Origin of the sequence: Enterobacter sp. 01-M-03-SI-ECC (assembly GCF_047530215.1) — a bacterium.
In the GTDB taxonomy this organism is placed as follows: Bacteria; Pseudomonadota; Gammaproteobacteria; order Enterobacterales; family Enterobacteriaceae; genus Enterobacter; species Enterobacter chengduensis.
Map to the genome: position 1 here is coordinate 1 of NZ_JBLKDA010000018.1, position 25,061 is coordinate 25,061.

A 25,061-nucleotide genomic window follows, 5' to 3' on the forward strand; every position below is an offset into this window, starting at 1 on the left:
TTTAAGTCTCCTGAAGGAACGTTGAAGACGACGACGTTGATAGGTCGGGTGTGTAAGCGCAGCGATGCGTTGAGCTAACCGATACTAATGAACCGTGAGGCTTAACCTTACAACGCCGAAGATGTTTTGGCGAAGAGACACGATTTTCAGCCTGATACAGATTAACAGAATTTGCCTGGCGGCTTTAGCGCGGTGGTCCCACCTGACCCCATGCCGAACTCAGAAGTGAAACGCCGTAGCGCCGATGGTAGTGTGGGGTCTCCCCATGTGAGAGTAGGGAACTGCCAGGCATCAATTAAGAAGAACCCCGTACCGAAAGGTGCGGGGTTTTTTGCTTTGCGCTTTCTCTCTCTGACCTTTCTCTGAATCCCTTATCCTGCTAATGGAATGTGTGATCGCTGTCTCAATGTTGTTTATAACAAAATTATAACATTTCATTTACGAGGTAATTGAGTCTTAGGCTCAATACGCCGCTGTTAATGGCAGGAGCATAATTACAATGACAGAAAGCATGACATCAAACGGGACGCTGGCTAACAGTGATACCCGAAGAAGGGTATGGGCAATCGTCAGCGCCTCTTCAGGGAATCTGGTTGAATGGTTCGACTTTTACGTCTACTCATTCTGTTCACTCTACTTCGCACATATCTTCTTCCCCTCCGGCAACACCACAACGCAGCTGCTTCAAACGGCAGGGGTATTTGCCGCAGGATTCTTGATGCGACCCATCGGGGGCTGGCTGTTTGGCCGCATTGCGGATCGTCGCGGGCGTAAGGCCTCGATGCTGATCTCGGTGTGTATGATGTGCTTTGGCTCTCTGGTGATCGCCTGCTTACCGGGATATGAATCGATTGGTACCTGGGCGCCGGCGCTACTTTTACTGGCCCGCTTATTCCAGGGGTTATCGGTAGGCGGTGAATACGGTACCAGTGCGACCTATATGAGTGAGATTGCGCTGGAAGGGCGTAAAGGTTTTTACGCCTCATTCCAGTACGTCACGCTGATTGGTGGTCAACTGCTGGCCATTCTTGTGGTGGTGATCCTGCAGCAGATCCTGACGGACGAACAACTCCATGCCTGGGGATGGAGAATTCCTTTCGCGATGGGGGCTGTACTGGCCGTTGTCGCACTTTGGCTACGCCGTCAGTTAGATGAGACCTCTCAGAAGGAAGTCAGAACGCTGAAGGAGGCGGGAACATTCAAAGGGTTATGGCGTAACCGCAAGGCTTTCCTTATGGTACTCGGCTTTACCGCGGGTGGTTCTCTGAGTTTCTACACGTTCACCACCTATATGCAAAAGTATCTGGTGAATACCACCGGCATGCACGCAAACGTCGCCAGCGTGGTCATGACCGTGGCGCTGTTTGTCTTTATGCTCATACAGCCCATTATCGGTGTGCTCTCGGATAAAATAGGTCGACGTACGTCGATGCTGATATTTGGCGGGCTGTCTGCGCTGTGCACCGTCCCCATTTTGACCGCGCTTCAGCATGTCTCTTCCCCGTATGCTGCCTTTGCGCTGGTGATGCTGGCGATGGTGATTGTCAGTTTCTATACTTCTATCAGTGGGATACTGAAAGCCGAGATGTTCCCGGCGCAGGTTCGCGCGTTAGGGGTAGGGCTCTCTTATGCGGTGGCTAATGCGTTGTTTGGCGGATCGGCGGAGTACGTTGCGTTGTCGCTTAAATCATGGGGAAGTGAAACGACATTCTTCTGGTACGTAACGATAATGGGCGCACTGGCGTTTGTGGTCTCCCTGATGCTGCATCGCAAAGGGAAAGGCATTAGACTTTAATAGCGCGCCATCTGCCATACGGCATAGCCGGTCGTTGCGCCGGCGACATCCCAGGCGAAATCTTTCCAGCTCCAGCCGCTCCCTGCGGGGCGGCTATCCCACAGCTCTTTTGATGCCCCAAGACTTACGGAGAACATCAGCCCTATCGCCGCGCTGCGGTCCCGGCTGTAGCCCTGATGCTGCGCATATTCATTACCAGCGGCGGACAACATCGCGGAAGCGAGGAAATGCTGGGCTTTATCCTGTCCTGACCAGCTATCGTTAGCCATATGACTACAGCCGCTGAGGAAGAGGAAGCTCAGTAACAGAGGAATACGCATCATCGGGCCCCATAAAAAAGCCCTGCGGGTAACAGGGCCTGGACATTACAGAATACGGCTGATCAGTCGGTCGATACGGATACGACGTAAGCGGCGGATAAGCTTGCGCACTTTCACCGGATAATCGGCAATGCTCTGCAGTTCGCGGTAATGATTCACCACGGTCGTATGGGTGCGAATCAGCTCCAGCTCGCGCTCACGTTGTGCGGCTAACTCATGCTGAGGGTCATGGATCAGAATAGCGTTTTCCAGATCCAGTCGCCACGCGCGTGGGTTAAGGTTGTTACCGGTCAGCAGCATCCACTCATCGTCGACCCACATTCCTTTCAGATGGTAGCTGTTGTCTTCATCTTTCCAGAGGCGCACAACCAGCTGGTCCGTGTTAACGTAATACTGTAAACGGCTCAGGAAACGGCGCAGGTTAATCTCATAAAGGTAAGGCAGCGCACCGATGATTTTGAACGGCTGATCTTCAGGAATGAAGAAGTCGTTTGCCGTTTTATCACCCACGATGATTTCCACTTTTTTACCCTCGCGCAGCAGCTGAATGATATTGCGCACCAGCACGGCAGGAAGGTTGAAGTACGGCGTGCAGATGGTGAGCTTCTGCTCCGCACACGGCATCAGATGGAAGATCGTTTTGTTCAGCAGGCTGGATTTGCCGAGCCCGACCAGCGGAGTAACGGATAACTCTTCGTTGTTCGCATCGCCCTGGAAATGATAGACCGCATCACGCAGCTCCTGGCGGAAGGCGCGAACATCATTTTTGATTTCCGGGCTTTTAGGACGCTCGGGATCGTCAAGGCGATTAACGCCACGGCCATGAACCAGATTTTTATCAACCCAGTTGAACATGATATCGGCCATCTGCGGATTACGGATCAGGTGGTAACGGTCGTAGCGATATTTATCGAGCTGATGAAGGTAAACATCATTGAGACTTGCCCCGCTGTATAGCACGCTGTCATCAATGATAAACCCCTTGAAGTGAAGAACGCCGAGCGCCTCACGGGTATTCACCGGCACGCCATAAACAGGCACGTCAATGCCAGGGTTTTCCTGCGCCGTGCGGCAATACCAGTCAGCATTAGTGTTTGACGCGGCAGCGCCAATGCGTCCACGCTGAGCGCGATGCCAGTCTACCAGCACGCGAACATCAAGTTCCGGGCGCTGACGTTTGGCTTCATAGAGCGCGTTCAGGATCGCGCGCCCGCCTTCATCCTGTTCAAGATACAGAGCCACAATGCAAATGCGTCGCGTGGCGCTGGCAATCTTTTCCAGAAGCGTCTCCCGAAAATGAGCGGGAGCGTAAAAGAACTCTACATCATCAACTGACTGAGAAATCTTCGGTAGTTGAGCAAGGTGTTGTTGATGTTTATTACGCTTAAATTTTGACAACATCACAGTGCGTTTCTTCTCTGTTCATTGAAGGGTTGTCTGTACCATGCAAACAACATAAGCGGACAATGATACCACCAGTCCCGTCCAAAGTGGGTAACATTTCCAGTAGCTTACTCGCGTTTGTCCGCTGATGTCAGACTGAGAGACAAGGCCACAATACCTTCGTCCAGCTGAATATCAACGTCAAACCCAAGTTTTCGCGCCAGGGTCACCATACCGCGATTGTTAGGCATAGTAATGCCATTAAGGCGTAATAATCCGTGATCCCGCGTATAACTGATGAGTTTTTCCAGCAGTCGTCTTCCCAGACCCAGGCCTTTAAGATCGGACCGTACCAGCACGGCAAACTCCGCATCGACGTTATCCGGGTCAGAAATCGCACGCGTGACGCCGAGGATCTCATCCCCCTCGTCGTTGCGACGAACGGCAACAAACGCCATTTCTCGATCGTAGTCGATCTGGGTCATATTGGCTAAATCATCGTGGGTAAATTCGTTGATTTCGCTAAAATAGCGATAATAAAGATCTTCTTTCGTGACCTGAGAGATAAACGCCCGCAGCTGGGGCTCATCTTCCGGCAGAATAGGGCGGAACAGGGCGCGCTCCCCATTTTTCATCTCGACCCACTCCTCCAGCTGGAGAGGATAGGGGCGGATCGCCAGGCGGCTCTCCCTGTCACCTTCGAATGGCGCGATATCCAGGGTCACGTCCAGCGCCGTAAACTCATTGCCGGAGGCAAGCAGGGGATGAATGTCCAGCCGCTGGATTTCGGCACAATCCACGATAAGGTTAGACACCTGCACCAAGAACTGGCTTAACCCGGTAATATCAAGCGGACGCAGCGCGCTCCGGCCACGGATTTTTTTGCTTTTTATCGCCTGGATGATCAGATACCGCGCCAGGTTCATGTTCAGCGGCGGTAGCGCCACGACCGCCTGCTCCTCCGGACGCCACTCCATGCCGCCTTCCCCCAGCATAATGAGCGGGCCGAAGACCGGATCGTGTTCAACGACCACCCTTAATTCCTGCGCCCCAGCGCGGTTTGCCATGCTTTGCACCAGCAATCCGTGGATCCTTGCCTGCGGCCAGGCCATTTTGACCCGGTCGAAAATGGCATCTGCTGCCTGTTGGACCTCTGCCGCCGTCCGCAGGTAGAGCATCACCCCCTGAACGTCAGACTTGTGTGGGATATCCGGAGATCGCAGCTTCAGGGCCACCGGATAGCCAATCTGCTCGGCAATATGCACGGCCTCAGCGCTGTCGCTGGCGATCCAGGTTGGCAGGGTCTGCATCCCGTAGCTGCCCAGAATCGGCTGGACTTCATGCGTATCCAGCGACGTTGCGCCCTCTTCAATAGCCTGCTGCAACAGCCGGTGAACGTCGACGGTGTTTGCCGTCAGGTTGCCGGGCAAAGCGGGCGTCTCGCGGAGCTGCTTCTGGTTGCGGCGATATTCCACCATATGCATAAACGCGGTGATGGTACCTTCCGGCGTGCGGTAGGTTGGCAGTCCGGCCTCGCTGAACAGGCGTCGCGCCTCCTGCGAAGAAAACTCGCCGCACCAGTTGGTCAACAGGGTGACATATTTGCCTCGCGGATGATTGCGCACGGCCTCAATGAGCGCACGCGCGCTTTCGCTGCCCGGCGCGACCGCGCTGGGGGAGTGGATGATCATCAGCGCGTCGAAATCCTGGCTATCCAGCAAAATGGAAATCGCCTTGATATAGCGATCGCTGCTGGCATCGTCGCGCAAATCAAGCGGATTGCCGGGCGACACGCTGCCCGGAAGCGCGTCTTTCAGGCGCTGCAGCGTCTCTTCACTCAGCGTTGCCAGCTTGCCGAAGCGTCGCCACAGCTCATCAAGGGCGAGCGCGGCAGGGGCAGCACCGTTACTGACAATCATTAACTTCTCGCCGCGCAACGGACGCATGTGGCTGAGCGTTTCAACGGCGGAAAAAAGCTCGTGCGTGTCCTGTACCCGCAGCAAACCGGCGCGCTGAATGGCGGCATCCCAGGCGGGATCCATACCGGAATGCGAATGCAGCAGACGCTGCGCCGCAGGGCTGCGCCCGCTTTTGATCACCAGGATCGGCTTATTGCGCGATGCGCTTCGCGAAGCCGAGACAAATCGTCGGGCGTCGCTGAGGTGCTCAAGATAAAGCAGGATCGCGCTGGTTTTGCCGTCGCGCGCCAGAAAATCCAGCAGCTCGTCAACGTCGATATCCAGGCTGTCGCCGAGGGCAATGAAGTAGGAGAATCCCATTTCACGCTGCTGCGCCCAGTCGAGAATGGTGTTCGATACCGCAGCCGACTGCGAGATAAACGCGAGTTTGCCTTTGCGGATCGGCACCGGCGAGAAACTGGCGTTCAGCCCCTGCCAGGGGGCGAGCAGCCCCAGACTGTTTGGCCCAAGGATGCGCATTTGATAGCGGCTGGCGCAGGCCAGAAGCTCGGCTTTCTGTTCAGGCGGAGACGAGAGAATAATGCAGGTTTTACACCCCTTCTTGCCGAGTGATTCCAGCAGTTCCAGGTTACGCTTTGCGTTTGTACAGAGGACAGCAAGGTCCGGTACGAAGGGCAGGCTCGCTACATCAGGCCATGCCAGCACCCCCTGAACCGCCTTATACGCCGGCGTGACGGGCATGACGGGGCCATTAAAACCGCCGGCCAGCAGGTTGCGCATCATCAGATAGCCAGCGCGATCCGGTTTCATTGATGCGCCGATAACGGCAATGGATTTAGGACGAAGTAGCGCTTCTAACCCTCGCTGGCTCATGCAGGCCTCCTGTGAATGCAAGCGACCTGATGATTTTAAACGCTTTCTGGCTCGAGTGCTGTGACGCTGCCCTTATGAACGGTTTTTCCCGCCAGATAGCGCTCCCGGAAGCATGAGAAATGGTTGCCCAGGGCGCCAGCCGCAGCGGTATCTCCCGCTAAATCCAGAAGGGCAATGGCCACTTCGGCGGTGCAGTATTGCCCGTCAGCATGCGCTTCACGCAGGCGGTAGGCGGAAACGCGGGAAAGATCGACGGAAATCACCGGCAGCGCGTCGAGATACGGGCTTTTGCGAAACATTTTTCGCGCTTCAGTCCAGGTGCCGTCCAGCATAATAAATAGCGGCGGCTTACCGGATGGCGGGGCCGAAAGCACCTGGCGATCGTCACCTGCATATGACGCGGGGAAAACGACCATCGGCTGATAGTCCGGGTTGGTCACCAGGTCGAGCAGGGCCTGAGGCGGCTCCGTACGGGACCATTGGAACGCCGCGGTATCCGGCAGAATATCGGCGATAAGACGCCCCGTATTGCTGGGCTTCATCGGCTCGGTATCGAACATGACCAGACAAAAACGACTCTCCGCCGTACTTGGGGCCAGCGTCTCGCACAGGCAAACCTTCAGCGGCAGCAGGCAGCGTTGACAGCGGCGAATACGGTTACCCCGGGCGAGGAACGGTCGGGTGGCGCGCGCAAGGCGTTCGGCGCGTAATTGAAGAACGGCGTTATCAGTCATGGGCGAAATGCAGGAAAAACCCTATTTTCGCAGAGGCGGGAGCGGGGCACAAGATGTGCCCCGTGAATGTTACAGCGACTCGTTTAACCAGCTCTCAAAAGGCGCTTTAGGCACCGCGCCGTTGAGCATATCGATCACCTCACCATTTTTGAAAATCATAATGGTTGGAATGCTGCGAATGCGAAAACGGGCGCTCAGTTCGGGCTCGGCTTCCGTGTTGACCTTAACGAAACGTATCTTTCCGCTGCGCTCTTCGGCCACGTCTTCAAAGATCGGCGCGAAGCTTCGGCATGGGCCGCACCATGGCGCCCAGAAGTCGACCACGACGGGCAGATCGTCCTTGAGGAGTTTGTCCAGCGTAGCACCCGTCGCGTTAATGACATCGCCATCAAACAATTCATGGCCGCAACGTCCGCATTTCGCACCATCTTCCATCCGATCGTCCGGAATGCGGTTAAGAGCCTGACAGTTGGCACATACGGTATTCATAACTAACCTCTGATAGAGCCGCGGGACGGCGGCAAAACGCCAATAATGTTTCTAATATGTTACATATTATCAATGAGCCTGTTTGAAACAACAATGCGTTTTATTCAATGAGAACAATAGTCGCAGGCTTTTGTACGAAATTATGGCTATGCGCTGGCACATCGGGTAATCTGCGCGCTTCGCGCAGCGCTGGTGGAGAAAAGCATGAACGACGAAATGAAAAACAAAAGCGGCAAGGTCAAAGTGATGTATGTCCGCAGTGATGATGACTCTGATAAACGCACCCAAAATCCGCGTACTGGAAAAGGTGGCGGGCGTCCGGCGTCTTCTCGTGCAGACGGTGGCCGTCGCCCCGCCCGCGATGACAGAAATACCCGCGGTGATGACCGCAAACGTGACGATCGCAAACGCGATGACCGTCCTCGCTCCGACCGCCCACGCAGTGACCGTCCACGTGACGATCGCCCCCGTGATGACTTCTCACGTGATAACGCTTCCCCGTGGCGCACCGTTTCTCGCGCCCCTGGCGATGAGACGCCGGAAAAAGCCGATCACGGCGGTATCAGCGGTAAAAGCTTTATCGATCCGGAAGTGCTGCGCCGCCAGCGTGCGGAAGAGACCCGCGTGTACGGTGAAAACGCCTGCCAGGCGCTGTTCCAGAGCCGTCCTGAGTGTATCGTCCGCGCCTGGTTTATCCAGAGCGTGACCCCGCGCTTCAAAGAAGCGCTGCGCTGGATGGCCGCGAACCGCAAAGCCTATCACGTTGTGGATGATGCCGAGCTGACCAAAGCCTCCGGCACTGAACACCACGGCGGCGTCTGCTTCCTGATCAAAAAACGTAACGGCACGACCGTACAGCAGTGGGTCAGCCAGGCGGATGCCGATGACTGCGTGCTGGCGCTGGAAGATGTGGGCAACCCGCACAACCTGGGCGCGATGATGCGCAGCTGCGCGCACTTTGGCGTGAAAGGCGTGCTGTTGCAGGATGCCGCGCTGCTGGAATCCGGTGCTGCGATCCGTACTGCGGAAGGCGGAGCCGAGCACGTACAGCCGATCACCGGCGACAGCGTGCTGGACGCCCTTGAGCAGTTCCGTAAAGCGGGCTATTCCATCGTGACCACCTCGAGCCATGCCGGTACCCCGCTGTTTAAGGCGACGCTGCCACGCAAGATGGTGCTGGTACTGGGCCAGGAACGCGATGGTCTGTCTGATGCGGCGCTCTCGAGTGCGGATCTGAGCGTCTCAATCGATGGGACGGGCAATGTGGAAAGTCTGAACGTATCCGTTGCAACCGGCGTACTGCTGGCCGAATGGTGGCGTCAGAATAAGGCCTAAGTCTCTTATGTGCCGGGCCTGACCCGGCACATTCAAATCCTACTCGCTCTCTGCCGGTAGCACAGGCATCCAGTCAATCGGCGTTTCGCCCCGTTTTTCCAGCCACTCATTCGCCAGAACAAAATGATTACTGCCAAAGAAACCGCGGTGTGCAGACAGCGGTGACGGGTGCGGCGCTTTCAGCACGTGATGACGCTGGCGGTCGATAATCGCCCCTTTCTTCTGCGCGTGCGATCCCCAGAGTAAAAACACCACCCCTTCCCGATGGGCGTTGATGAGGCTGATGACTTTATCGGTGAACGTCTCCCAGCCCAGGCTGGCGTGCGAGTGCGCCTGGCCCGCCCGTACGGTAAGCACCGTATTCAGTAACAGCACGCCCTGGCGCGCCCAGCTTTCCAGGTAGCCGTGATTTGGCCGGGTAAACCCGGGCACGGTTCCCTCAAGCTCTTTATACATGTTAAGCAGAGAAGGGGGGATTGCCACGCCGGGACGAACGGAAAACGCCAGACCATGCGCCTGCCCCGGGCCGTGGTAGGGATCCTGACCCAGAATGACCACTTTAACATCGCTCAGTTCGGTGTAGCGAAAGGCGTTGAACACGTCTTTCTGCGGCGGGTAAATCGTCTGTCCGGACTGACGCTCAGCCGCAACGGTGCTGAGCGTATTGATAAAATAGGGCTGCTGCTTTTCTTCTGCCAGCACGTCATGCCAGGTTAAAGGTGTCGTCATCTCGCTCTCCTGCGAATCTCAATCTGTGCCTAGCTTACCTGTTTAACCCCGGTGAGCAAAATTACGCGCTGAAATGCGCGCTAAGTGGCTAAATTTATTTTGAAAAGATACGAGGTAAGTTGAATTGGTAAGGTGGTTAAATTGATCTAAAACAATAAATTCAAACCACACTCTTTATGTGGTTGGTATTTTTGTTGATTTAAATCAATAAATCACCGGGGTGTGAATGATATATATACACACAAGAAACAATGGTTTTACCAATTGGCCGCGAGAGGCCGACATCAGTTAAGGTAGCCTAGGGAGGCAACACATGATTACAGGTATCCAGATTACTAAAGCTGCAAATGACGATCTGCTCAACTCTTTCTGGCTGCTGGACAGCGAGAAGAACGAAGCGCGCTGCGTCGTCGCAAAAGCGGGTTTTGCCGAAGATGAAATCGTGCCGGTGAGCAAGCTGGGCGAAATCGAGTACCGTGAAGTTCCTATGGAAGTGCAGCCGGAAGTGCGCGTGGAAGGGGGTCAGCACCTGAACGTAAACGTTCTGCGTCGCGAAACGCTGATGGACGCGGTTGAGCATCCAGAAAAATACCCACAGCTGACCATTCGCGTGTCCGGCTATGCGGTTCGCTTCAACTCTCTGACCCCAGAACAGCAGCGCGACGTTATTGCCCGTACCTTTACTGAAAGCCTGTAAGGCTTCAGCTACGGGGGGAATAAAAAAGCCGGGGAAATCCCCGGCTTTTTCTTACTCTTCGCTTTTTGTCTCTGGTACGGCAGAGCTTGGCTTCCGGCGCTTACCAATATTCTTGGTATCGCGGTGGCGCTGCTTCACGCGCGGCTTCTCTTTTTCTTTCTCTTTTCTCTCAGCACGTTTCGCGAGCGCTTTCTTGGACGGTTTGCCCGTCATTTTTTCACTCGGTGCACGCGTGGTTGGACGCAGGCCATCAATAACGCGCGCTTTCAGCGGCTCATCAACGTAGCGGCCAATTTTCTGCAGCAGCAGGTAGTCATGCGCTTCAACCAGTGAAATCGCAATCCCTTTGCGGCCCGCGCGGCCGGTGCGGCCAATACGGTGCAGGTAGGTATCGCCGCTGCGCGGCATATCGAAGTTAATGACGTGGCTGACGTCAGGGATGTCGATCCCGCGTGCGGCTACGTCTGTCGCAACCAGCACGTTAACGCGACCGTCGGTCAGACGCTTAATGCCTTCGGTACGCTTGATCTGCGCCATCTCGCCTTCAAGATAGCAGTTGTTGATCCCGGCGTTACGCAGCATCTCAGCCAGCTCGTGCACGCGCTCGCGCTTACGTACAAACACGATGGTGCGCAGGGCATCTTCCTGCTTAAGCAGGTGCTTCAGCAATTCAACCTTGTGCTCAAGGTTATCCGCGCGGTAGTACCACTGGTGGATCTTCTTACGCTCGCGGGTGGACGGCGTAGCCGATACTTCCACCGGATCTTCCAGCAGACGCTCTGCGAAGTCTTTAATCGCTTCCCCTTCGAGGGTGGCAGAGAACAGCATCGTCTGGTTACGCCAGCGCGTTTCACCCGCAATATGCTCGATATCCTGTGCGAAGCCCATGTCCAGCATGCGGTCGGCTTCGTCGAGGATTAGCGTTTCAACCGCACGGCAGTCGAAGTTCTCTTCTTTAATGTACTGCAGCAGGCGGCCCGTCGTTGCCACGACGATATCCTGGTTTTCGCTGAACACTTCGGCGTGGTTCATGTACGCAACGCCGCCGGTGATGGTGGCGATATCCAGATGGGTATTTGCCGCGAGTTCACGCGCGTGATCGGCAACCTGCATGGCCAGCTCGCGCGTAGGCGTCAGGATTAAAATACGCGGCGGGCCAGATTTTTTACGCGGAAAGTCGAGCAGATGCTGCAACACAGGCAGCAAATAGGCTGCTGTCTTCCCCGTGCCGGTTGGCGCAGAACCGAGCACATCGCGGCCCTCAAGCGCAGGCGGGATGGCCGCTGCCTGAATGGCGGTCGGGCGTGTAAAGCCTTTGCTCTCAAGTGCATTGAGCAGGCTTTCATCGAGTTCAAGTTCGGAAAAAGTCGTTACAGTCATGTTCTACCTCTGTGTGGGGCGCTGATTATAGACGTTACGGCTGTAATCTTCATCTGTTTGTATGGATATCGCTTTTCGGCCACTTCGCTTTCCCCTATGCTACTCCAGTTTCACTTAGAAGGTTGCTCTGACATGTCTCAACTCAAAGCGCAGCTGCGCCGCGATGGTTTTACGTTTAAACAATTTTTTGTCGCTCACGATCGCTGTGCCATGAAGGTCGGTACCGACGGTATTTTACTGGGCGCGTGGGCACCTGTCGCAGGCGTTAAGCGTATTCTTGATATCGGTACCGGCAGCGGGCTGGTGGCGTTGATGCTGGCGCAGCGTACGGAAGAACATGTCACCATTGATGCCGTCGAGCTGGATGTACAGGCCGCAGAGCAGGCGAGTGACAATATGGCCGAATCTCCCTGGGCGGCCCGAATGAGAGTGGAATGCGCAGATGTGCTTGCCTGGGCACCGGAGCAAACGTCACGTTACGATCTGATCGTCAGCAACCCGCCTTACTACGCGCCCGGCGTTGAGTGCGGTTCCCCTGAGCGTGAACAGGCGCGTTATACCGGCTCTCTCGATCATAAGGCGCTGCTCACCAGTGCGGCAGAACTCATCTCCGAGGACGGCTTTTTCTGCGTGGTCCTGCCAGAGAGCACCGGCAACACGTTCATCGGTATCGCGCAGGAGATCGGCTGGACGCTGCGTCTGCGTACCGATATTTCCGATACGGAAGGCCGACTGCCGCACCGCGTGCTGCTGGCGCTCTCGCCAAAAGAGGGTGAATGCTTTAATGACCGGATGGTGATCCGTGGGCCAGACCAGCGTTATTCCGAAGATTACACTGCCCTGACCCAGGCGTTTTATCTGTTTATGTAAAGCTGCGGAGCGAGGATTGACGGGCCGGACTCAGCAAGCTGATTCGGGTAGTCGAGGGTATAGTGCAATCCGCGGCTCTCCTTACGCATCATCGCGCAGCGAACGATCAGCTCGGCAACCTGTACCAGATTGCGCAGCTCCAGCAGATTATTGGATACGCGGAAATTGGCATAATACTCATCAATCTCCTGCTGCAGCATGGTAATGCGGCGCAACGCGCGTTCCAGACGTTTCGTGGTGCGCACGATCCCCACGTAGTCCCACATAAACAGCCGCAGCTCATGCCAGTTGTGCTGGATCACGACCAGCTCGTCCGGATTCTCAACGCGGCTTTCATCCCAGGCGGGCAGGCGCTCTGTCTCGCGAGCGTAGGGCATGCGCCTGATGATGTCTTCAGCGGCAGACCAGCCGTAGACCAGACACTCAAGCAGTGAGTTCGAGGCCATACGGTTCGCGCCGTGCAGCCCGGTATAGCTGACCTCACCGATAGCATACAGGCCATCCACATCAGTATGTCCATGATCGTCAACCATGACGCCACCGCAGGTATAGTGGGCGGCTGGCACAATGGGCACCGGATCGCGCGTTAAATCAATGCCAAGCGTGAGCAGCTTTTCGTAAATCATCGGGAAATGCTGGCGAATGAACTCGGCTGGCTTATGGCTGATATCGAGATACATACAGTCCACCCCAAGACGCTTCATTTCATGGTCGATGGCGCGGGCCACGATGTCGCGCGGCGCCAGTTCACCCCGGGCGTCAAAGTCGGGCATAAAGCGGGTGCCGTCAGGGCGTTTCAGATAGGCGCCTTCACCGCGCAGGGCCTCCGTCAGCAGGAAGTTGCGCGCCTGAGGGTGGAACAGGGCGGTTGGGTGAAACTGATTGAACTCAAGGTTCGCCACCCGACAGCCGGCGCGCCAGGCCATCGCGATGCCGTCGCCGGAGGCAATGTCCGGATTCGTGGTGTACTGATACACTTTTGAGGCACCGCCCGTCGCCAGCACCACCGCCTTCGCCCGGCAGGTTTCCACCTTCTCTTTATTGCGGTTCCAGACCCACGCCCCCACTACGCGACGCGTGCCCGGCAGGCCAATTTTGTCGGAGATAATCAGGTCAACGGCATTGCTTCGTTCAAGCACCCGTATATTTGGATGACTCAGCGCCTTGCCAACCAGCGTGGTCTCCACTGCTTTACCGGTGGCATCTGCGGCGTGCAGGATGCGGCGGTGGCTATGACCGCCTTCGCGCGTCAGGTGGTAGCTCTCTTCACCGTTGGGGTGAACCTGCGTATCGAATAAGACGCCCTGGTCGATGAGCCACTGAACGCAGTGACGGGCATTGCTGGCGACAAACTCTGCGGCGTGAGGATCCACGATCCCGGCACCGGCAATCAGCGTATCTTCTACGTGGGACGCAATGCTGTCCGTCTCGTCAAACACGGCGGCAATCCCGCCCTGGGCATAAAATGTAGAGCCTTCACTTATCGGTCCTTTACTCAGAACGATAACGTTTTGATGCTCCGCGAGGCGCAGCGCCAGAGAAAGACCGGCAGCCCCGCTGCCGATGATCAGGACATCACAATGCAGTTCAGGTGTTGTGTTCATGATGGTTGTTTAATTTACTAAACAGTGTTGGGTCAGAATAGCACCTGAGTGCGATTTATCGCACGTTTTTTTTAAAGGCTGTTGCAATGACTAAACTCGCAGGAAGAGGTAAACGGAGGCTAAATGAGTGAAATTATTTTGCGAAGCAGATCGTTAGCGTCAGATTTTGTGGTGAAATAATGCCTGTGTTGCGTTACTCTTCTGGCGGGAAAAAAGATGTTTCTTGTCAGAAAGTGGTGCGTATCGTGAACAGACTTATAATGAGAGAAAATGAACAGTCTGCGGCGCGATGAACAAAAACAAAGGCGTTACGGAACTTATTGACGATCGGACACTCTAAATCGGTGCTTGCTCAAAGTGCGGTATTTTTAGAGTGGCGTTTCGATAACGCGTGGAATTTAGGTTTGGGGAGACATTACCTCGGATGAGCGAGCAGTTAACGGACCAGGTCCTGGTTGAACGGGTCCAGAAGGGAGATCAGAAAGCCTTTAACCTACTGGTGGTGCGCTACCAGCATAAGGTGGCGAGCCTGGTTTCCCGCTATGTACCGTCAGGCGATGTGCCTGATGTGGTGCAAGAGTCTTTCATTAAGGCCTATCGCGCGCTGGATTCTTTCCGGGGAGATAGTGCTTTTTATACCTGGCTGTACCGTATTGCGGTCAATACGGCAAAGAATTATCTGGTCGCTCAGGGCCGTCGTCCGCCTTCAAGTGATGTGGACGCAATCGACGCCGAAAATTATGAAAGTGGCGGCGCATTGAAAGAAATTTCGAACCCTGAGAACTTAATGTTGTCAGAAGAACTGAGACAAATCGTTTTTCGCACGATCGAGTCGCTCCCGGAAGATTTACGCATGGCAATTACGTTACGGGAGCTGGATGGTCTGAGCTATGAAGAGATAGCCGCTATCATGGATTGTCCGGTCGGCACGGTACGTTCACGAATTTTCCGTGCGCGAGAAGCTATTGATAATAAAGTTCAACCGCTTATCAGGCGTTGACGATAGCGGGATACTGGAAAAGGTATTAGGCATGCAGAAAGAAAAACTTTCCGCTTTAATGGATGGTGAAACGGTGGATAGTGAACTGCTCAACGAGCTGTCTCATTCACCCGAAATGCAAGAGACCTGGGAGAGTTACCATCTCATCCGTGACACCCTTCGCGGTGATACCGGCGAGGTTCTCCATTTCGATATCTCAGCCCGCGTCATGGCGGCAATTGAGAATGAGCCTGTTCATCAGACCACCCCGCTGATTCCTGAAGCTCAACCCGCGCCTCACCAGTGGCAGAAAATGCCGTTCTGGCAAAAGGTGCGCCCGTGGGCCAGCCAGCTTACCCAAATGGGTGTGGCTGCATGCGTATCGCTTGCAGTTATCGTTGGCGTCCAGCACTATAATACTCAGTCTGAAACTAATCAGCAGCAAGAAGCGCCAGTGTTTAACACACTGCCGATGATGGGCAAAGCCAGCCCGGTAAGCCTGGGTGTTCCGGCCGATGCTTCCGCCAGCGGCGGTCAGCAACAGCAGGTTCAGGAGCAGCGCCGTCGCATTAATGCGATGTTGCAGGATTACGAGCTGCAGCGTCGTCTGCACTCTGAACAGCTTCAGTTTGAGCAGGCGCAGACACAGCAAGCCGCTGTGCAGGTGCCCGGAAACCAAACTTTAGGAACGCAATCGCAGTAATGAAGCAACTTTGGTTCGCCATGTCTCTGATGGCGGGTAGCCTGTTCTTCTCTGCCAACGCCTCGGCTGATGTTTCATCCGGGGCGTTGTTGCAGCAAATGAATCTGGCCAGCCAGTCACTCAACTACGAGTTGGCATTTATCAGCATCAATAAGCAGGGCGTCGAGTCGTTACGCTATCGTCATGCCCGTCTTGATAACCAGCCGCTCGCCCAGCTTTTACAGATGGATGGCCCGCGTCGTGAAGTTGTCCAGCGTGGTAACGAAATCAGCTATTTCGAGCCCGGCCTGGAGCCCTTTACGCTGAATGGCGACTATATCGTTGATTCTCTGCCGTCGCTCATTTACACCGATTTCAAACGGCTTGCCCCTTACTACGATTTTATCTCGGTAGGGCGTACGCGCATCGCGGACAGGCTGTGCGAGGTGATTCGCGTTGTCGCCCGCGATGGTACGCGCTACAGCTATATCGTCTGGATTGACGCCGAAACCAAACTCCCCATGCGTGTTGACCTCCTCGACCGCGACGGTGAAACGCTGGAGCAGTTCCGCGTGATCTCCTTCAGCGTGAACAATCAGGTTGGCAACAGCATGCAGAACCTGGCGAAGGCCAGCCTGCCGCCGCTGCTTTCTGTTCCTGCCGGAGATTCCGTTAATTTCAACTGGGTACCTGCCTGGATCCCACAGGGGTTTAGCGAGGTGTCCAGCAGCCGTCGTCAGCTGCCAACCATTGAAACGCCGGTGGAATCGCGCCTTTATTCCGACGGCCTGTTCAGCTTCTCCGTAAACATCAATCGCGCAACGGCAAACAGCGCTGAGCAGATGCTGCGTACCGGGCGCCGTACGGTGAGTACCACGGTACGCGACAACGCCGAGATTACCATTGTGGGTGAACTCCCTCCGCAAACGGCGAAGCGCATTTCCGACAGTATTAAATTCAGGGCTGCACAATGATCAAAGAGTGGGCGACGGTCGTCTCGTGGCAGAACGGCATTGCGCTGGTGAGCTGCGATGTCAAAGCCTCATGTAATAGCTGCGCATCCCGCGCCGGCTGCGGTAGCCGCGTGCTGAATAAGCTCGGGCCGCAAACCTCGCACACCATTTCTGTGCCAAGCGAACAGCCGCTGATGGCGGGGCAGAAGGTTGAGCTGGGTATTGCGGAAGGCAGCCTGCTCAGTTCCGCCATGCTGGTGTATCTCTCTCCGCTGGTCGGGCTGTTTATCGTGGGCGGCATTTTCCAGATGCTGTTCGGTACCGATGTGGCCGCCATGTGCGGGGCCGCTTTGGGCGGCGTAGGAGGGTTCTGGCTGGCCAAAGGCCTCTCTCCGACGCTTGCCGCGCGCGACGAGTGGCAGCCAGTCATTCTTAGCGTAGGGCTGGCACCCGATCAGCTTCGTGTTGAAACGCTCTCTTCTGAGGCCCGGTGATCCATCGGGCTTTATCATTTTTTACACCCTAAAACAGAAAACGTCCTTTCTTCACGCTATACCTGTCTCTAAGTGCATTTCCAGGTAGCGAGGATGTAGTGTAGAATGCTGCGTTTTCGCACTGAAAAACGTCAGGCTAAGAACAGCGGCCTCCAGGAATTCGTAAGGCATAATTATTTAACTATATGAAGAACATACGTAACTTTTCGATCATTGCTCACATTGACCACGGTAAGTCGACGCTGTCTGACCGTATTATCCAGATTTGCGGTGGCCTGTCTGATCGTGAAATGGAAGCCCAGGTTCTGGACTCCATGGACCTGGAACGCGAACGTGGTATCACCATCAAGGCGCAGAGCGTCACGCTGGATTACAAAGCGGCTGATGGCGAAACCTATCAGCTGAACTTTATCGACACCCCAGGCCACGTTGACTTCTCCTATGAGGTTTCACGCTCGCTTGCGGCCTGTGAAGGCGCGCTGCTGGTGGTGGATGCCGGGCAGGGCGTAGAAGCCCAGACCCTGGCAAACTGCTACACCGCGATGGAAATGGATCTCGAAGTTGTGCCGGTTCTGAACAAGATCGACCTGCCTGCCGCCGATCCTGAGCGCGTGGCGGAAGAGATTGAAGATATCGTCGGCATTGACGCGACCGATGCGGTGCGCTGCTCCGCAAAAACCGGCGTCGGCGTGACCGACGTGCTGGAACGCCTGGTGCGTGATATTCCGGCCCCGGAAGGCGATCCGGATGCCCCGCTGCAGGCGCTGATTATCGACTCCTGGTTCGATAACTACCTGGGCGTTGTCTCGCTGGTGCGTATTAAAAACGGCACCATGCGTAAAGGCGACAAAATTAAGGTGATGAGTACCGGGCAGGTCTACAACGCTGACCGTCTGGGTATCTTCACGCCAAAACAGGTTGACCGTACCGAGTTGACGTGCGGCGAGGTAGGCTGGCTGGTTTGTGCTATTAAAGACATCCTCGGCGCGCCGGTGGGCGATACCCTGACTGGTGCGCGTAACCCGGCAGATAAAGCGCTGCCAGGCTTCAAAAAGGTGAAGCCGCAGGTTTACGCGGGCCTGTTCCCGGTCAGCTCTGACGACTATGAAAACTTCCGTGATGCGCTCGGTAAGCTGAGCCTGAACGATGCCTCCCTGTTCTACGAGCCAGAAAGCTCAACGGCGCTGGGCTTCGGCTTCCGCTGTGGCTTCCTCGGTCTGCTGCACATGGAGATCATTCAGGAGCGTCTGGAGCGTGAATACGATCTGGACCTGATCACCACGGCACCGACGGTAGTGTATGAAGTTGAAACCACCTCGAAAGAAGTGATCTACGTCGATAGCCCGTCCAAGCTGCCGCCGCTGAACAACATTCACGAGCTGCGTGAGCCGATTGCCGAGTGTCACATGCTGCTGCCGCAGGAGTTCCTGGGTAACGTCATTACGCTGTGTATTGAGAAGCGCGGCGTGCAGACCAACATGGTTTACCACGGTAACCAGGTGGCGCTGACCTACGAAATCCCGATGGCGGAAGTGGTCCTCGATTTCTTCGACCGTCTGAAGTCCACCTCCCGTGGCTATGCGTCACTGGACTACAACTTCAAGCGCTTCCAGGCTTCTAACATGGTGCGCGTGGACGTGCTGATCAACGGCGAGCGTGTGGATGCGCTGGCGCTGATCACCCACAACGATAATGCGCCGTACCGTGGCCGCGAGCTGGTTGAGAAGATGAAAGATCTGATCCCGCGTCAGCAGTTCGATATCGCGATTCAGGCGGCTATTGGCAACCACATTATCGCGCGCTCCACCGTGAAACAGCTGCGTAAAAACGTTCTGGCGAAGTGCTATGGCGGTGACGTCAGCCGTAAGAAAAAGCTGCTGCAGAAGCAGAAAGAAGGTAAGAAGCGTATGAAGCAGGTCGGTAACGTCGAGCTGCCGCAGGAAGCATTCCTTGCCATTCTTCATGTTGGTAAAGACGGCAAATAACCCTAAGGAGTTGGCATGGCGAACATGTTTGCCCTGATCCTGGTCATTGCTACCCTGGTGACAGGTCTGCTGTGGTGTCTGGATAAGTTTATCTTCGCCCCAAAACGTCGTGAACGTCAGGCTGCCGCACAGGCAGCCACCGGTGACCAGCTGGACGCGAAAACCCTGAAGAAAGTCGGCCCGAAACCGGGCTGGCTGGAAACGGGCGCGTCGGTATTCCCGGTGCTGGCGATTGTGCTGGTGGTGCGTTCGTTTATTTACGAGCCCTTCCAGATCCCGTCCGGTTCAATGATGCCAACGCTGCTGATTGGTGATTTTATTCTGGTGGAGAAGTTTGCCTACGGCATCAAAGATCCTATCTACCAGAAAACGCTGATCGAAACCGGTCATCCGAAACGTGGCGACATCGTGGTGTTCAAATATCCGGAAGATCCGCGCCTGGACTACATCAAGCGCGCGGTAGGTCTGCCTGGTGACAAAGTCACCTACGATCCGGTTGCAAAAGAAGTCACCGTTCAGCCGGGCTGCAGCTCCGGTACCGCATGTGAAAACGCGCTGCCAATCACCTACTCAAACGTTGAGCCAAGTGATTTTGTGCAGACCTTTGCACGTCGTAACGGCGGCGAAGCGACCAGCGGATTCTTCCAGGTACCGAAAGGCGAAACCAAAGAGAACGGCATCCGTCTGGTTGAGCGCAAAGAGACGCTGGGCGACGTGACGCACCGTATCCTCACCGTGCCCATCGCGCAGGATCAGGTGGGGATGTACTATCGCCAGCCGGGCCAGCAGCTGGCGAGCTGGATTGTACCGCCAGGCCATTACTTCATGATGGGTGACAACCGCGATAATAGTGCGGACAGCCGTTACTGGGGCTTTGTGCCGGAAGCGAATCTGGTGGGTAAAGCCACCGCAATCTGGATGAGTTTTGAGAAGCAGGAAGGCGAATGGCCGACCGGCGTACGCCTGAATCGTATTGGCGGAATCCATTAATTCTCGTTAATTGAACGTGTAGCCGCTAATTAACGCGGCTACACGAATTATTTCACCGATAAATCTCTTTGAACTAACGACATCCCCTGTCGTTGTGTATAGAATATTCCCCCGAAGTTTAAGGTTGGCCCTGCAAGGGTGCCACGGCACACGAAACCGCGTTGGTTTTCTCAGGTCGGTTTCGTGTGCTGCATTTTTGACGCATTCATTTATTGGTATCGCATGAACCCCATCGTAATTAATCGGCTTCAACGGAAGCTGGGCTACACTTTTCATCATCAGGAGTTGTTGCAACAGGCATTAACCCACCGCAGTGCCAGCAGCAAACATAATGAGCGCCTCGAGTTTTTAGGCGACTCTATTTTAAGTTTCGTGATTGCGAATGCGCTTTATCATCGCTTCCCGCGCGTGGATGAAGGTGATATGAGCCGCATGCGTGCCACGCTGGTTCGGGGTAATACCCTTGCGGAAATCGCGCGCGAATTTGAGCTGGGCGAATGTCTGCGTCTTGGGCCGGGTGAACTGAAAAGCGGCGGCTTCCGTCGTGAATCTATTCTTGCCGATACGGTCGAAGCATTAATTGGTGGTGTGTTCCTGGACAGCGATATCCAGACCGTCGAAAAGCTGATCCTCAACTGGTATCAGACCCGTCTGGACGAAATTAGCCCGGGCGATAAACAAAAAGATCCGAAAACGCGTCTGCAGGAATATTTGCAGGGTCGCCATCTGCCGCTGCCATCTTATCTGGTGGTGCAGGTCCGTGGCGAAGCGCACGATCAGGAATTTACCATCCATTGCCAGGTCAGTGGCCTGAGTGAACCGGTGGTGGGCACGGGTTCAAGCCGTCGTAAGGCTGAACAGGCTGCCGCCGAACAGGCGTTAAAAATGCTGGAGCTGGAATGAGCGAAGACAAAACCTATTGCGGATTTATTGCCATCGTCGGACGTCCGAACGTTGGCAAATCCACCCTGTTGAATAATCTGCTTGGGCAGAAGATTTCAATCACCTCGCGTAAGGCGCAGACCACGCGTCACCGCATCGTCGGCATCCATACTGAAGGCGCGTATCAGGCGATCTACGTCGATACCCCGGGCCTGCACATGGAAGAGAAGCGCGCCATCAACCGTCTGATGAACAAGGCGGCGAGCAGCTCGATTGGCGACGTGGAGCTGGTGATTTTCGTTGTTGAAGGCACCCGCTGGACGCCGGACGACGAGATGGTGCTGAACAAGCTGCGTGACGGCAAAACGCCGGTCATCCTCGCGGTCAACAAAGTTGACAACGTGCAGGAAAAGGCCGACCTGCTGCCGCATCTGCAGTGGCTCGGTAGCCAGATGAACTTCCTCGACATCGTGCCGCTGTCTGCTGAGACCGGCCTGAACGTGGACACCATCGCGGGCATCGTACGTAAGCATCTGCCGGAAGCGATTCACCACTTCCCGGAAGACTACATTACCGATCGTTCTCAGCGCTTTATGGCGTCTGAAATCATCCGTGAAAAGCTGATGCGTTTCCTGGGCGCCGAACTGCCATACTCCGTAACGGTGGAGATCGAGCGTTTCCAGAGCAACGAGCGCGGCGGCTACGACATCAACGGCCTGATCCTCGTTGAGCGCGAAGGTCAGAAGAAGATGGTGATCGGCAACAAAGGCGCCAAGATCAAAACCATCGGTATTGAAGCCCGTAAGGACATGATGGAGATGTTCGAAGCGCCGGTTCACCTCGAACTGTGGGTGAAAGTGAAATCTGGCTGGGCCGATGATGAGCGTGCGCTGCGCAGCCTCGGTTACGGCGAAGACCAGTAAACCAAGACGACGCGCATATGGAAGGATGGCAGCGCGCCTTCGTCCTGCATAGTCGTCCCTGGAGCGAAACCAGCCTGATGCTGGACGTCTTCACGGAAGAGTCTGGCCGCGTGCGCCTTGTTGCGAAAGGCGCACGTTCCAAACGTTCTAATCTGAAAGGTGCCTTACAGCCCTTCACGCCGCTGCTGGTGCGCTTCAGTGGGCGAGGGGAAGTGAAAACCCTGCGCAGCGCCGAAGCCGTCTCCCTGGCGCTTCCTCTCTCCGGCATCACGCTCTACAGCGGTCTGTACGTCAACGAACTCATCTCACGGGTTCTTGAACATGAGACCCGCTTCTCTGAACTTTTCTTCGATTATCTGCACTGTATCCAGGCGCTGGCTGGCGCAACCGACACGCCCGAACCCGCCTTGCGGCGTTTTGAACTGGCGCTGCTGGGCCATCTTGGGTACGGGGTCGATTTTCTGCACTGTGCGGGCAGCGGTGACGAAGTTGAAGACACCATGACCTACCGCTACCGCGAAGAAAAGGGCTTTATTGCCAGCATCGTGATCGACAACAGCACCTTTACCGGGCGCCAGCTCCGGGCGCTGTATGAGCGCGAGTTTCCCGATCGGGACACCCTGCGCGCAGCAAAACGCTTTACCCGGATTGCCCTCAAGCCGTATCTTGGCGGCAAGCCCTTAAAGAGCCGCGAATTATTCAGGCAGTTTGTGCCGAAACGTTAGACCACAGAATCGAAAAGAAAACCGAGGATTGTCATGGCTGAATTACTGTTAGGCGTCAACATCGATCACATCGCCACGCTGCGTAATGCGCGCGGTACGGCGTATCCCGATCCGGTTCAGGCGGCGTTTATCGCCGAACAGGCTGGCGCCGACGGCATTACCGTTCACCTGCGTGAAGACCGTCGCCACATCACCGATCGCGACGTGCGCATTCTGCGCCAGACGCTGGACACCCGTATGAATCTGGAGATGGCGGTCACGGAAGAGATGCTGGCGATTGCCTGCGAGACGCAGCCGCACTTCTGCTGCCTGGTGCCGGAAAAACGTCAGGAAGTGACCACCGAAGGGGGTCTGGATGTGGCGGGTCAGCTCGAGAAAATGCGCGATGCCTGCAAGCGCCTGGCGGATGCCGGTATCCTGGTTTCTCTGTTTATTGACGCCGATTTTACCCAGATTAAAGCGGCAGCCGACGTGGGCGCGCCGTATATCGAAATTCACACCGGCTGCTATGCCGATGCCAAAAACGATGAAGAGCAGGCGGAAGAGCTGGCGCGCATCGCCAAAGCGGCCACCTACGCGGCGAGCCTGGGGCTGAAGGTTAACGCCGGTCACGGCCTGACCTACCATAACGTGAAGGCCATTGCCGCCATTCCGGAAATGCACGAGCTGAATATCGGCCACGCCATTATTGGCCGTGCGGTGATGAGCGGCCTGAAAGAGGCGGTCTCAGAAATGAAACGCCTGATGCTGGAAGCGCGTCAGTAATGGCCATTCTGGGCTTAGGCACCGATATTGTAGAAATAGCCCGCATTGAAGCGGTGATCGCCCGCAGCGGCGATCGCCTGGCAAGACGGGTGCTGAGCGATAACGAGTGGGCCATCTGGGAAGCGCATCAGCAGCCGGTGCGTTTTCTGGCGAAGCGCTTTGCGGTAAAAGAGGCGGCGGCCAAAGCCTTCGGGACCGGCATTCGTAACGGCCTGGCGTTTAACCAGTTTGAAGTGTTTAACGATGAGCTGGGTAAGCCACGCCTGCGTTTATGGGGCGAGGCGCAAAAGCTGGCGGAGAAGCTGGGCGTGAATCATATGCACGTGACGATCGCGGATGAACGCCACTACGCCAGCGCAACGGTGATTATCGAAAGTTAAAGCTTGTCCGCGTGGTGCATCAGGACAAACTTATCCCACAGCTGCTCTTCGCTCTCGACGTGTGCCGGATCCTTCAGGATGGTATTCGGGATCGGGCACACCTTCTGGCAGGTCGGCGTCTCATAGTGGCCGATGCATTCCGTGCAGCGGTCGCTGTTAATCTCATAAATGCTGTCGCCCATCGAAATCGCCTGGTTTGGGCATTCGGGCTCGCACATATCGCAATTGATGCATTTTTTGGTAATTAACAGCGCCATCAGGAAATTCTCAGAAACAACACAAACTGGGCGGGCATTATACGCGTCAAACCAGTTTCTTTACCAGTTCTTCGCTGTGGCGAATGCGCTCTGGCGCGTGCTCCAGATCCTGCTGCACCAGCGCCATAAACAGCAGATCCGTCAGCATCATTTGCGCACTGGTGGACGAGATCGCCGCGCTGCGCGTGGCCTGCTCTTCGGCAATGGTATATAAACAGCGCGTCGCCCGCTGCTGCAGGGCATTCGGCGTAAAGCCGGTGATCGCCAGAATTTTACCGCCGACGCGCAGCGCTTCATCGGTGGCCATGTTGATTTCACGGCGCTCGCCGGAGTAGGAGATCGCCAGCAGCAGATCGTCAGGATCCATTGCCTGCACGGTCGCCAGCAGGGCGTGCATATCCTGCTCGACGATGGCGTTAAGGCCAATTTTTGTCAGCTTCCAGCCAAAATTGCGCGCCACAAGGCCGGACGCGCCGATGCCGGTCAAAATAATCCGCCGCGCGCCGCGCAGCATCGCCACGCTCTCCAGCAGCTTCTCTTCCGTGTTCACATCGAGCGTCGCATGCATGGCCGCCACGTTCTCTTTGATCAGCTTTTCGCCGACCAGCCGCATCGGGTCATCACCACGGATCTGATTATGCACCGGCATTGACTGCGGGTTGGGGTTGCTCACCAGCGCTTCACTGATCGCCAGCTTGAGAGCCGGGAATCCCTTAAAGCCAATCTTCTGGGCAAATTTCACCACGCTGGACTGGCTCACCCCGGCTTCACTCGCCAGCTGCTGCGAGCTGAGATGGCGCGCGCGATCGGGTTGAGAAAGCAGAAAATCCGCCAGCTTCTTGTCGCTTTGGGCAAAGCCGGCATAGCGCTGGCGAATGCGAATTAAACAGTTCATACGGTCTCCTGGCGAAAATGTGA

At 55.7% G+C, this 25,061-nt stretch carries 26 protein-coding genes and 2 rRNA genes; 18 read left to right on the forward strand and 10 right to left on the reverse strand.

The genetic code is table 11. The features are described 5' to 3' along the window. The 3 genes from ACMWKK_RS16335 to ACMWKK_RS16345 all read left to right on the forward strand — a co-directional run. Positions 1 to 109 (forward strand): 23S ribosomal RNA (locus tag ACMWKK_RS16335); the annotation flags it as partial. Between the two features lie 65 nt (positions 110 to 174). Further along, positions 175 to 290: ribosomal RNA gene (gene rrf / locus ACMWKK_RS16340) — 5S ribosomal RNA — on the forward strand. A gap of 209 nt (positions 291 to 499) precedes the next feature. Then, the gene (locus tag ACMWKK_RS16345; RefSeq protein ID WP_112779933.1) at positions 500 to 1,795 is read left to right on the forward strand and encodes an MFS transporter; all 1,296 of its coding nucleotides are present in this window, start codon (positions 500 to 502) and stop codon (positions 1,793 to 1,795) included. Here ACMWKK_RS16345 and ACMWKK_RS16350 read toward each other — a convergent pair. The 5 genes from ACMWKK_RS16350 to trxC form a co-directional block, all read right to left on the reverse strand. Continuing rightward, positions 1,792 to 2,115 (reverse strand): YfiM family lipoprotein, encoded by a 324-nt coding sequence (locus ACMWKK_RS16350; protein ID WP_112779941.1) that lies wholly within the window; start codon positions 2,113 to 2,115, stop codon positions 1,792 to 1,794. The two genes, ACMWKK_RS16345 and ACMWKK_RS16350, sit on opposite strands and share 4 nt — an antisense overlap. 45 nt (positions 2,116 to 2,160) lie before the next feature. Further along, positions 2,161 to 3,516, reverse strand: a complete 1,356-nt coding sequence (gene pssA / locus ACMWKK_RS16355; protein ID WP_112779932.1) for a CDP-diacylglycerol--serine O-phosphatidyltransferase — start codon at positions 3,514 to 3,516, stop codon at positions 2,161 to 2,163. A 110-nt stretch (positions 3,517 to 3,626) separates the two neighbouring features. Continuing rightward, positions 3,627 to 6,290, reverse strand: a complete 2,664-nt coding sequence (locus ACMWKK_RS16360; RefSeq protein ID WP_112779931.1) for a bifunctional acetate--CoA ligase family protein/GNAT family N-acetyltransferase — start codon at positions 6,288 to 6,290, stop codon at positions 3,627 to 3,629. A 35-nt stretch (positions 6,291 to 6,325) separates the two neighbouring features. Beyond that, positions 6,326 to 7,024, reverse strand: a complete 699-nt coding sequence (gene tapT, locus ACMWKK_RS16365) for a tRNA-uridine aminocarboxypropyltransferase (protein WP_045326122.1) — start codon at positions 7,022 to 7,024, stop codon at positions 6,326 to 6,328. 69 nt (positions 7,025 to 7,093) lie between these two features. Beyond that, complete coding sequence (gene trxC, locus ACMWKK_RS16370) at positions 7,094 to 7,513, reverse strand: thioredoxin TrxC (protein ID WP_045326121.1); 420 nt, start codon at positions 7,511 to 7,513, stop codon at positions 7,094 to 7,096. Between the two features lie 204 nt (positions 7,514 to 7,717). Between trxC and ACMWKK_RS16375 the strand changes: the two genes are divergently transcribed. Next, positions 7,718 to 8,848 (forward strand): tRNA/rRNA methyltransferase, encoded by a 1,131-nt coding sequence (locus ACMWKK_RS16375; protein ID WP_014884855.1) that lies wholly within the window; start codon positions 7,718 to 7,720, stop codon positions 8,846 to 8,848. Positions 8,849 to 8,887: 39 nt separating this feature from the next. Here ACMWKK_RS16375 and ung read toward each other — a convergent pair whose 3' ends face one another. Next, positions 8,888 to 9,577 (reverse strand): uracil-DNA glycosylase, encoded by a 690-nt coding sequence (ung, locus tag ACMWKK_RS16380; RefSeq protein WP_045326118.1) that lies wholly within the window; start codon positions 9,575 to 9,577, stop codon positions 8,888 to 8,890. 313 nt (positions 9,578 to 9,890) lie between these two features. Between ung and grcA the strand changes: the two genes are divergently transcribed. Continuing rightward, the gene (gene grcA / locus ACMWKK_RS16385; RefSeq protein WP_112779930.1) at positions 9,891 to 10,274 is read left to right on the forward strand and encodes an autonomous glycyl radical cofactor GrcA; all 384 of its coding nucleotides are present in this window, start codon (positions 9,891 to 9,893) and stop codon (positions 10,272 to 10,274) included. Between the two features lie 51 nt (positions 10,275 to 10,325). On the opposite strand, the gene srmB is transcribed toward grcA, so the two are convergent. Continuing rightward, positions 10,326 to 11,654, reverse strand: a complete 1,329-nt coding sequence (srmB, locus tag ACMWKK_RS16390) for an ATP-dependent RNA helicase SrmB (protein WP_112779929.1) — start codon at positions 11,652 to 11,654, stop codon at positions 10,326 to 10,328. 132 nt (positions 11,655 to 11,786) lie between these two features. Between srmB and trmN the strand changes: the two genes are divergently transcribed. Continuing rightward, positions 11,787 to 12,524, forward strand: a complete 738-nt coding sequence (gene trmN, locus ACMWKK_RS16395; RefSeq protein WP_112779928.1) for a tRNA(1)(Val) (adenine(37)-N(6))-methyltransferase TrmN — start codon at positions 11,787 to 11,789, stop codon at positions 12,522 to 12,524. Here the strand turns inward: trmN and nadB are convergent. Further along, on the reverse strand, positions 12,509 to 14,128 hold the full coding sequence (gene nadB / locus ACMWKK_RS16400) for an L-aspartate oxidase (protein ID WP_112779927.1): 1,620 nt from the start codon (positions 14,126 to 14,128) through the stop codon (positions 12,509 to 12,511). The genes trmN and nadB overlap by 16 nt on opposite strands. A gap of 344 nt (positions 14,129 to 14,472) precedes the next feature. On the opposite strand from nadB, the gene rseD reads away from it, so the two are divergent. From rseD to acpS, 12 genes are all read left to right on the forward strand, one after another. After that, on the forward strand, positions 14,473 to 14,556 hold the full coding sequence (rseD, locus tag ACMWKK_RS16405; RefSeq protein WP_223605340.1) for a rpoE leader peptide RseD: 84 nt from the start codon (positions 14,473 to 14,475) through the stop codon (positions 14,554 to 14,556). Beyond that, positions 14,553 to 15,128: an RNA polymerase sigma factor RpoE gene (gene rpoE / locus ACMWKK_RS16410; RefSeq protein ID WP_045326113.1), complete on the forward strand. Its 576-nt coding sequence runs from the start codon at positions 14,553 to 14,555 to the stop codon at positions 15,126 to 15,128. The genes rseD and rpoE overlap by 4 nt, the downstream gene beginning before the upstream one ends. A gap of 31 nt (positions 15,129 to 15,159) precedes the next feature. Then, complete coding sequence (gene rseA / locus ACMWKK_RS16415; RefSeq protein WP_406542867.1) at positions 15,160 to 15,810, forward strand: anti-sigma-E factor RseA; 651 nt, start codon at positions 15,160 to 15,162, stop codon at positions 15,808 to 15,810. Further along, positions 15,810 to 16,763: a sigma-E factor regulatory protein RseB gene (gene rseB / locus ACMWKK_RS16420; RefSeq protein WP_023308851.1), complete on the forward strand. Its 954-nt coding sequence runs from the start codon at positions 15,810 to 15,812 to the stop codon at positions 16,761 to 16,763. Before rseA ends, rseB begins: the two co-directional genes overlap by 1 nt. Continuing rightward, positions 16,760 to 17,236, forward strand: a complete 477-nt coding sequence (gene rseC / locus ACMWKK_RS16425) for a SoxR-reducing system protein RseC (protein ID WP_112779926.1) — start codon at positions 16,760 to 16,762, stop codon at positions 17,234 to 17,236. Before rseB ends, rseC begins: the two co-directional genes overlap by 4 nt. A gap of 185 nt (positions 17,237 to 17,421) precedes the next feature. Then, positions 17,422 to 19,221 (forward strand): translation elongation factor 4, encoded by a 1,800-nt coding sequence (lepA, locus tag ACMWKK_RS16430; RefSeq protein WP_023308849.1) that lies wholly within the window; start codon positions 17,422 to 17,424, stop codon positions 19,219 to 19,221. A 15-nt stretch (positions 19,222 to 19,236) separates the two neighbouring features. Then, complete coding sequence (lepB, locus tag ACMWKK_RS16435; RefSeq protein WP_045326108.1) at positions 19,237 to 20,211, forward strand: signal peptidase I; 975 nt, start codon at positions 19,237 to 19,239, stop codon at positions 20,209 to 20,211. Between the two features lie 222 nt (positions 20,212 to 20,433). After that, positions 20,434 to 21,114 (forward strand): ribonuclease III, encoded by a 681-nt coding sequence (gene rnc / locus ACMWKK_RS16440; RefSeq protein ID WP_003860711.1) that lies wholly within the window; start codon positions 20,434 to 20,436, stop codon positions 21,112 to 21,114. Beyond that, positions 21,111 to 22,016 carry a GTPase Era gene (gene era / locus ACMWKK_RS16445; RefSeq protein ID WP_047652703.1) on the forward strand — a complete coding sequence of 302 codons (906 nt, stop codon included), beginning with the start codon at positions 21,111 to 21,113 and terminating at the stop codon, positions 22,014 to 22,016. The genes rnc and era overlap by 4 nt, the downstream gene beginning before the upstream one ends. A gap of 17 nt (positions 22,017 to 22,033) precedes the next feature. Further along, positions 22,034 to 22,741, forward strand: a complete 708-nt coding sequence (gene recO, locus ACMWKK_RS16450) for a DNA repair protein RecO (RefSeq protein WP_112779925.1) — start codon at positions 22,034 to 22,036, stop codon at positions 22,739 to 22,741. Between the two features lie 33 nt (positions 22,742 to 22,774). Next, positions 22,775 to 23,506 carry a pyridoxine 5'-phosphate synthase gene (gene pdxJ, locus ACMWKK_RS16455; protein WP_112779924.1) on the forward strand — a complete coding sequence of 244 codons (732 nt, stop codon included), beginning with the start codon at positions 22,775 to 22,777 and terminating at the stop codon, positions 23,504 to 23,506. Continuing rightward, complete coding sequence (gene acpS / locus ACMWKK_RS16460; protein ID WP_028014094.1) at positions 23,506 to 23,886, forward strand: holo-ACP synthase; 381 nt, start codon at positions 23,506 to 23,508, stop codon at positions 23,884 to 23,886. The genes pdxJ and acpS overlap by 1 nt, the downstream gene beginning before the upstream one ends. On the opposite strand, the gene ACMWKK_RS16465 is transcribed toward acpS, so the two are convergent. Together ACMWKK_RS16465 and ACMWKK_RS16470 are read right to left on the reverse strand one after the other, a co-directional pair. Beyond that, positions 23,883 to 24,143 (reverse strand): YfhL family 4Fe-4S dicluster ferredoxin, encoded by a 261-nt coding sequence (locus tag ACMWKK_RS16465; RefSeq protein WP_008502177.1) that lies wholly within the window; start codon positions 24,141 to 24,143, stop codon positions 23,883 to 23,885. The two genes, acpS and ACMWKK_RS16465, sit on opposite strands and share 4 nt — an antisense overlap. 46 nt (positions 24,144 to 24,189) lie before the next feature. Beyond that, on the reverse strand, positions 24,190 to 25,038 hold the full coding sequence (locus ACMWKK_RS16470; protein ID WP_045326101.1) for a MurR/RpiR family transcriptional regulator: 849 nt from the start codon (positions 25,036 to 25,038) through the stop codon (positions 24,190 to 24,192). Positions 25,039 to 25,061 lie beyond the last annotated feature (23 nt).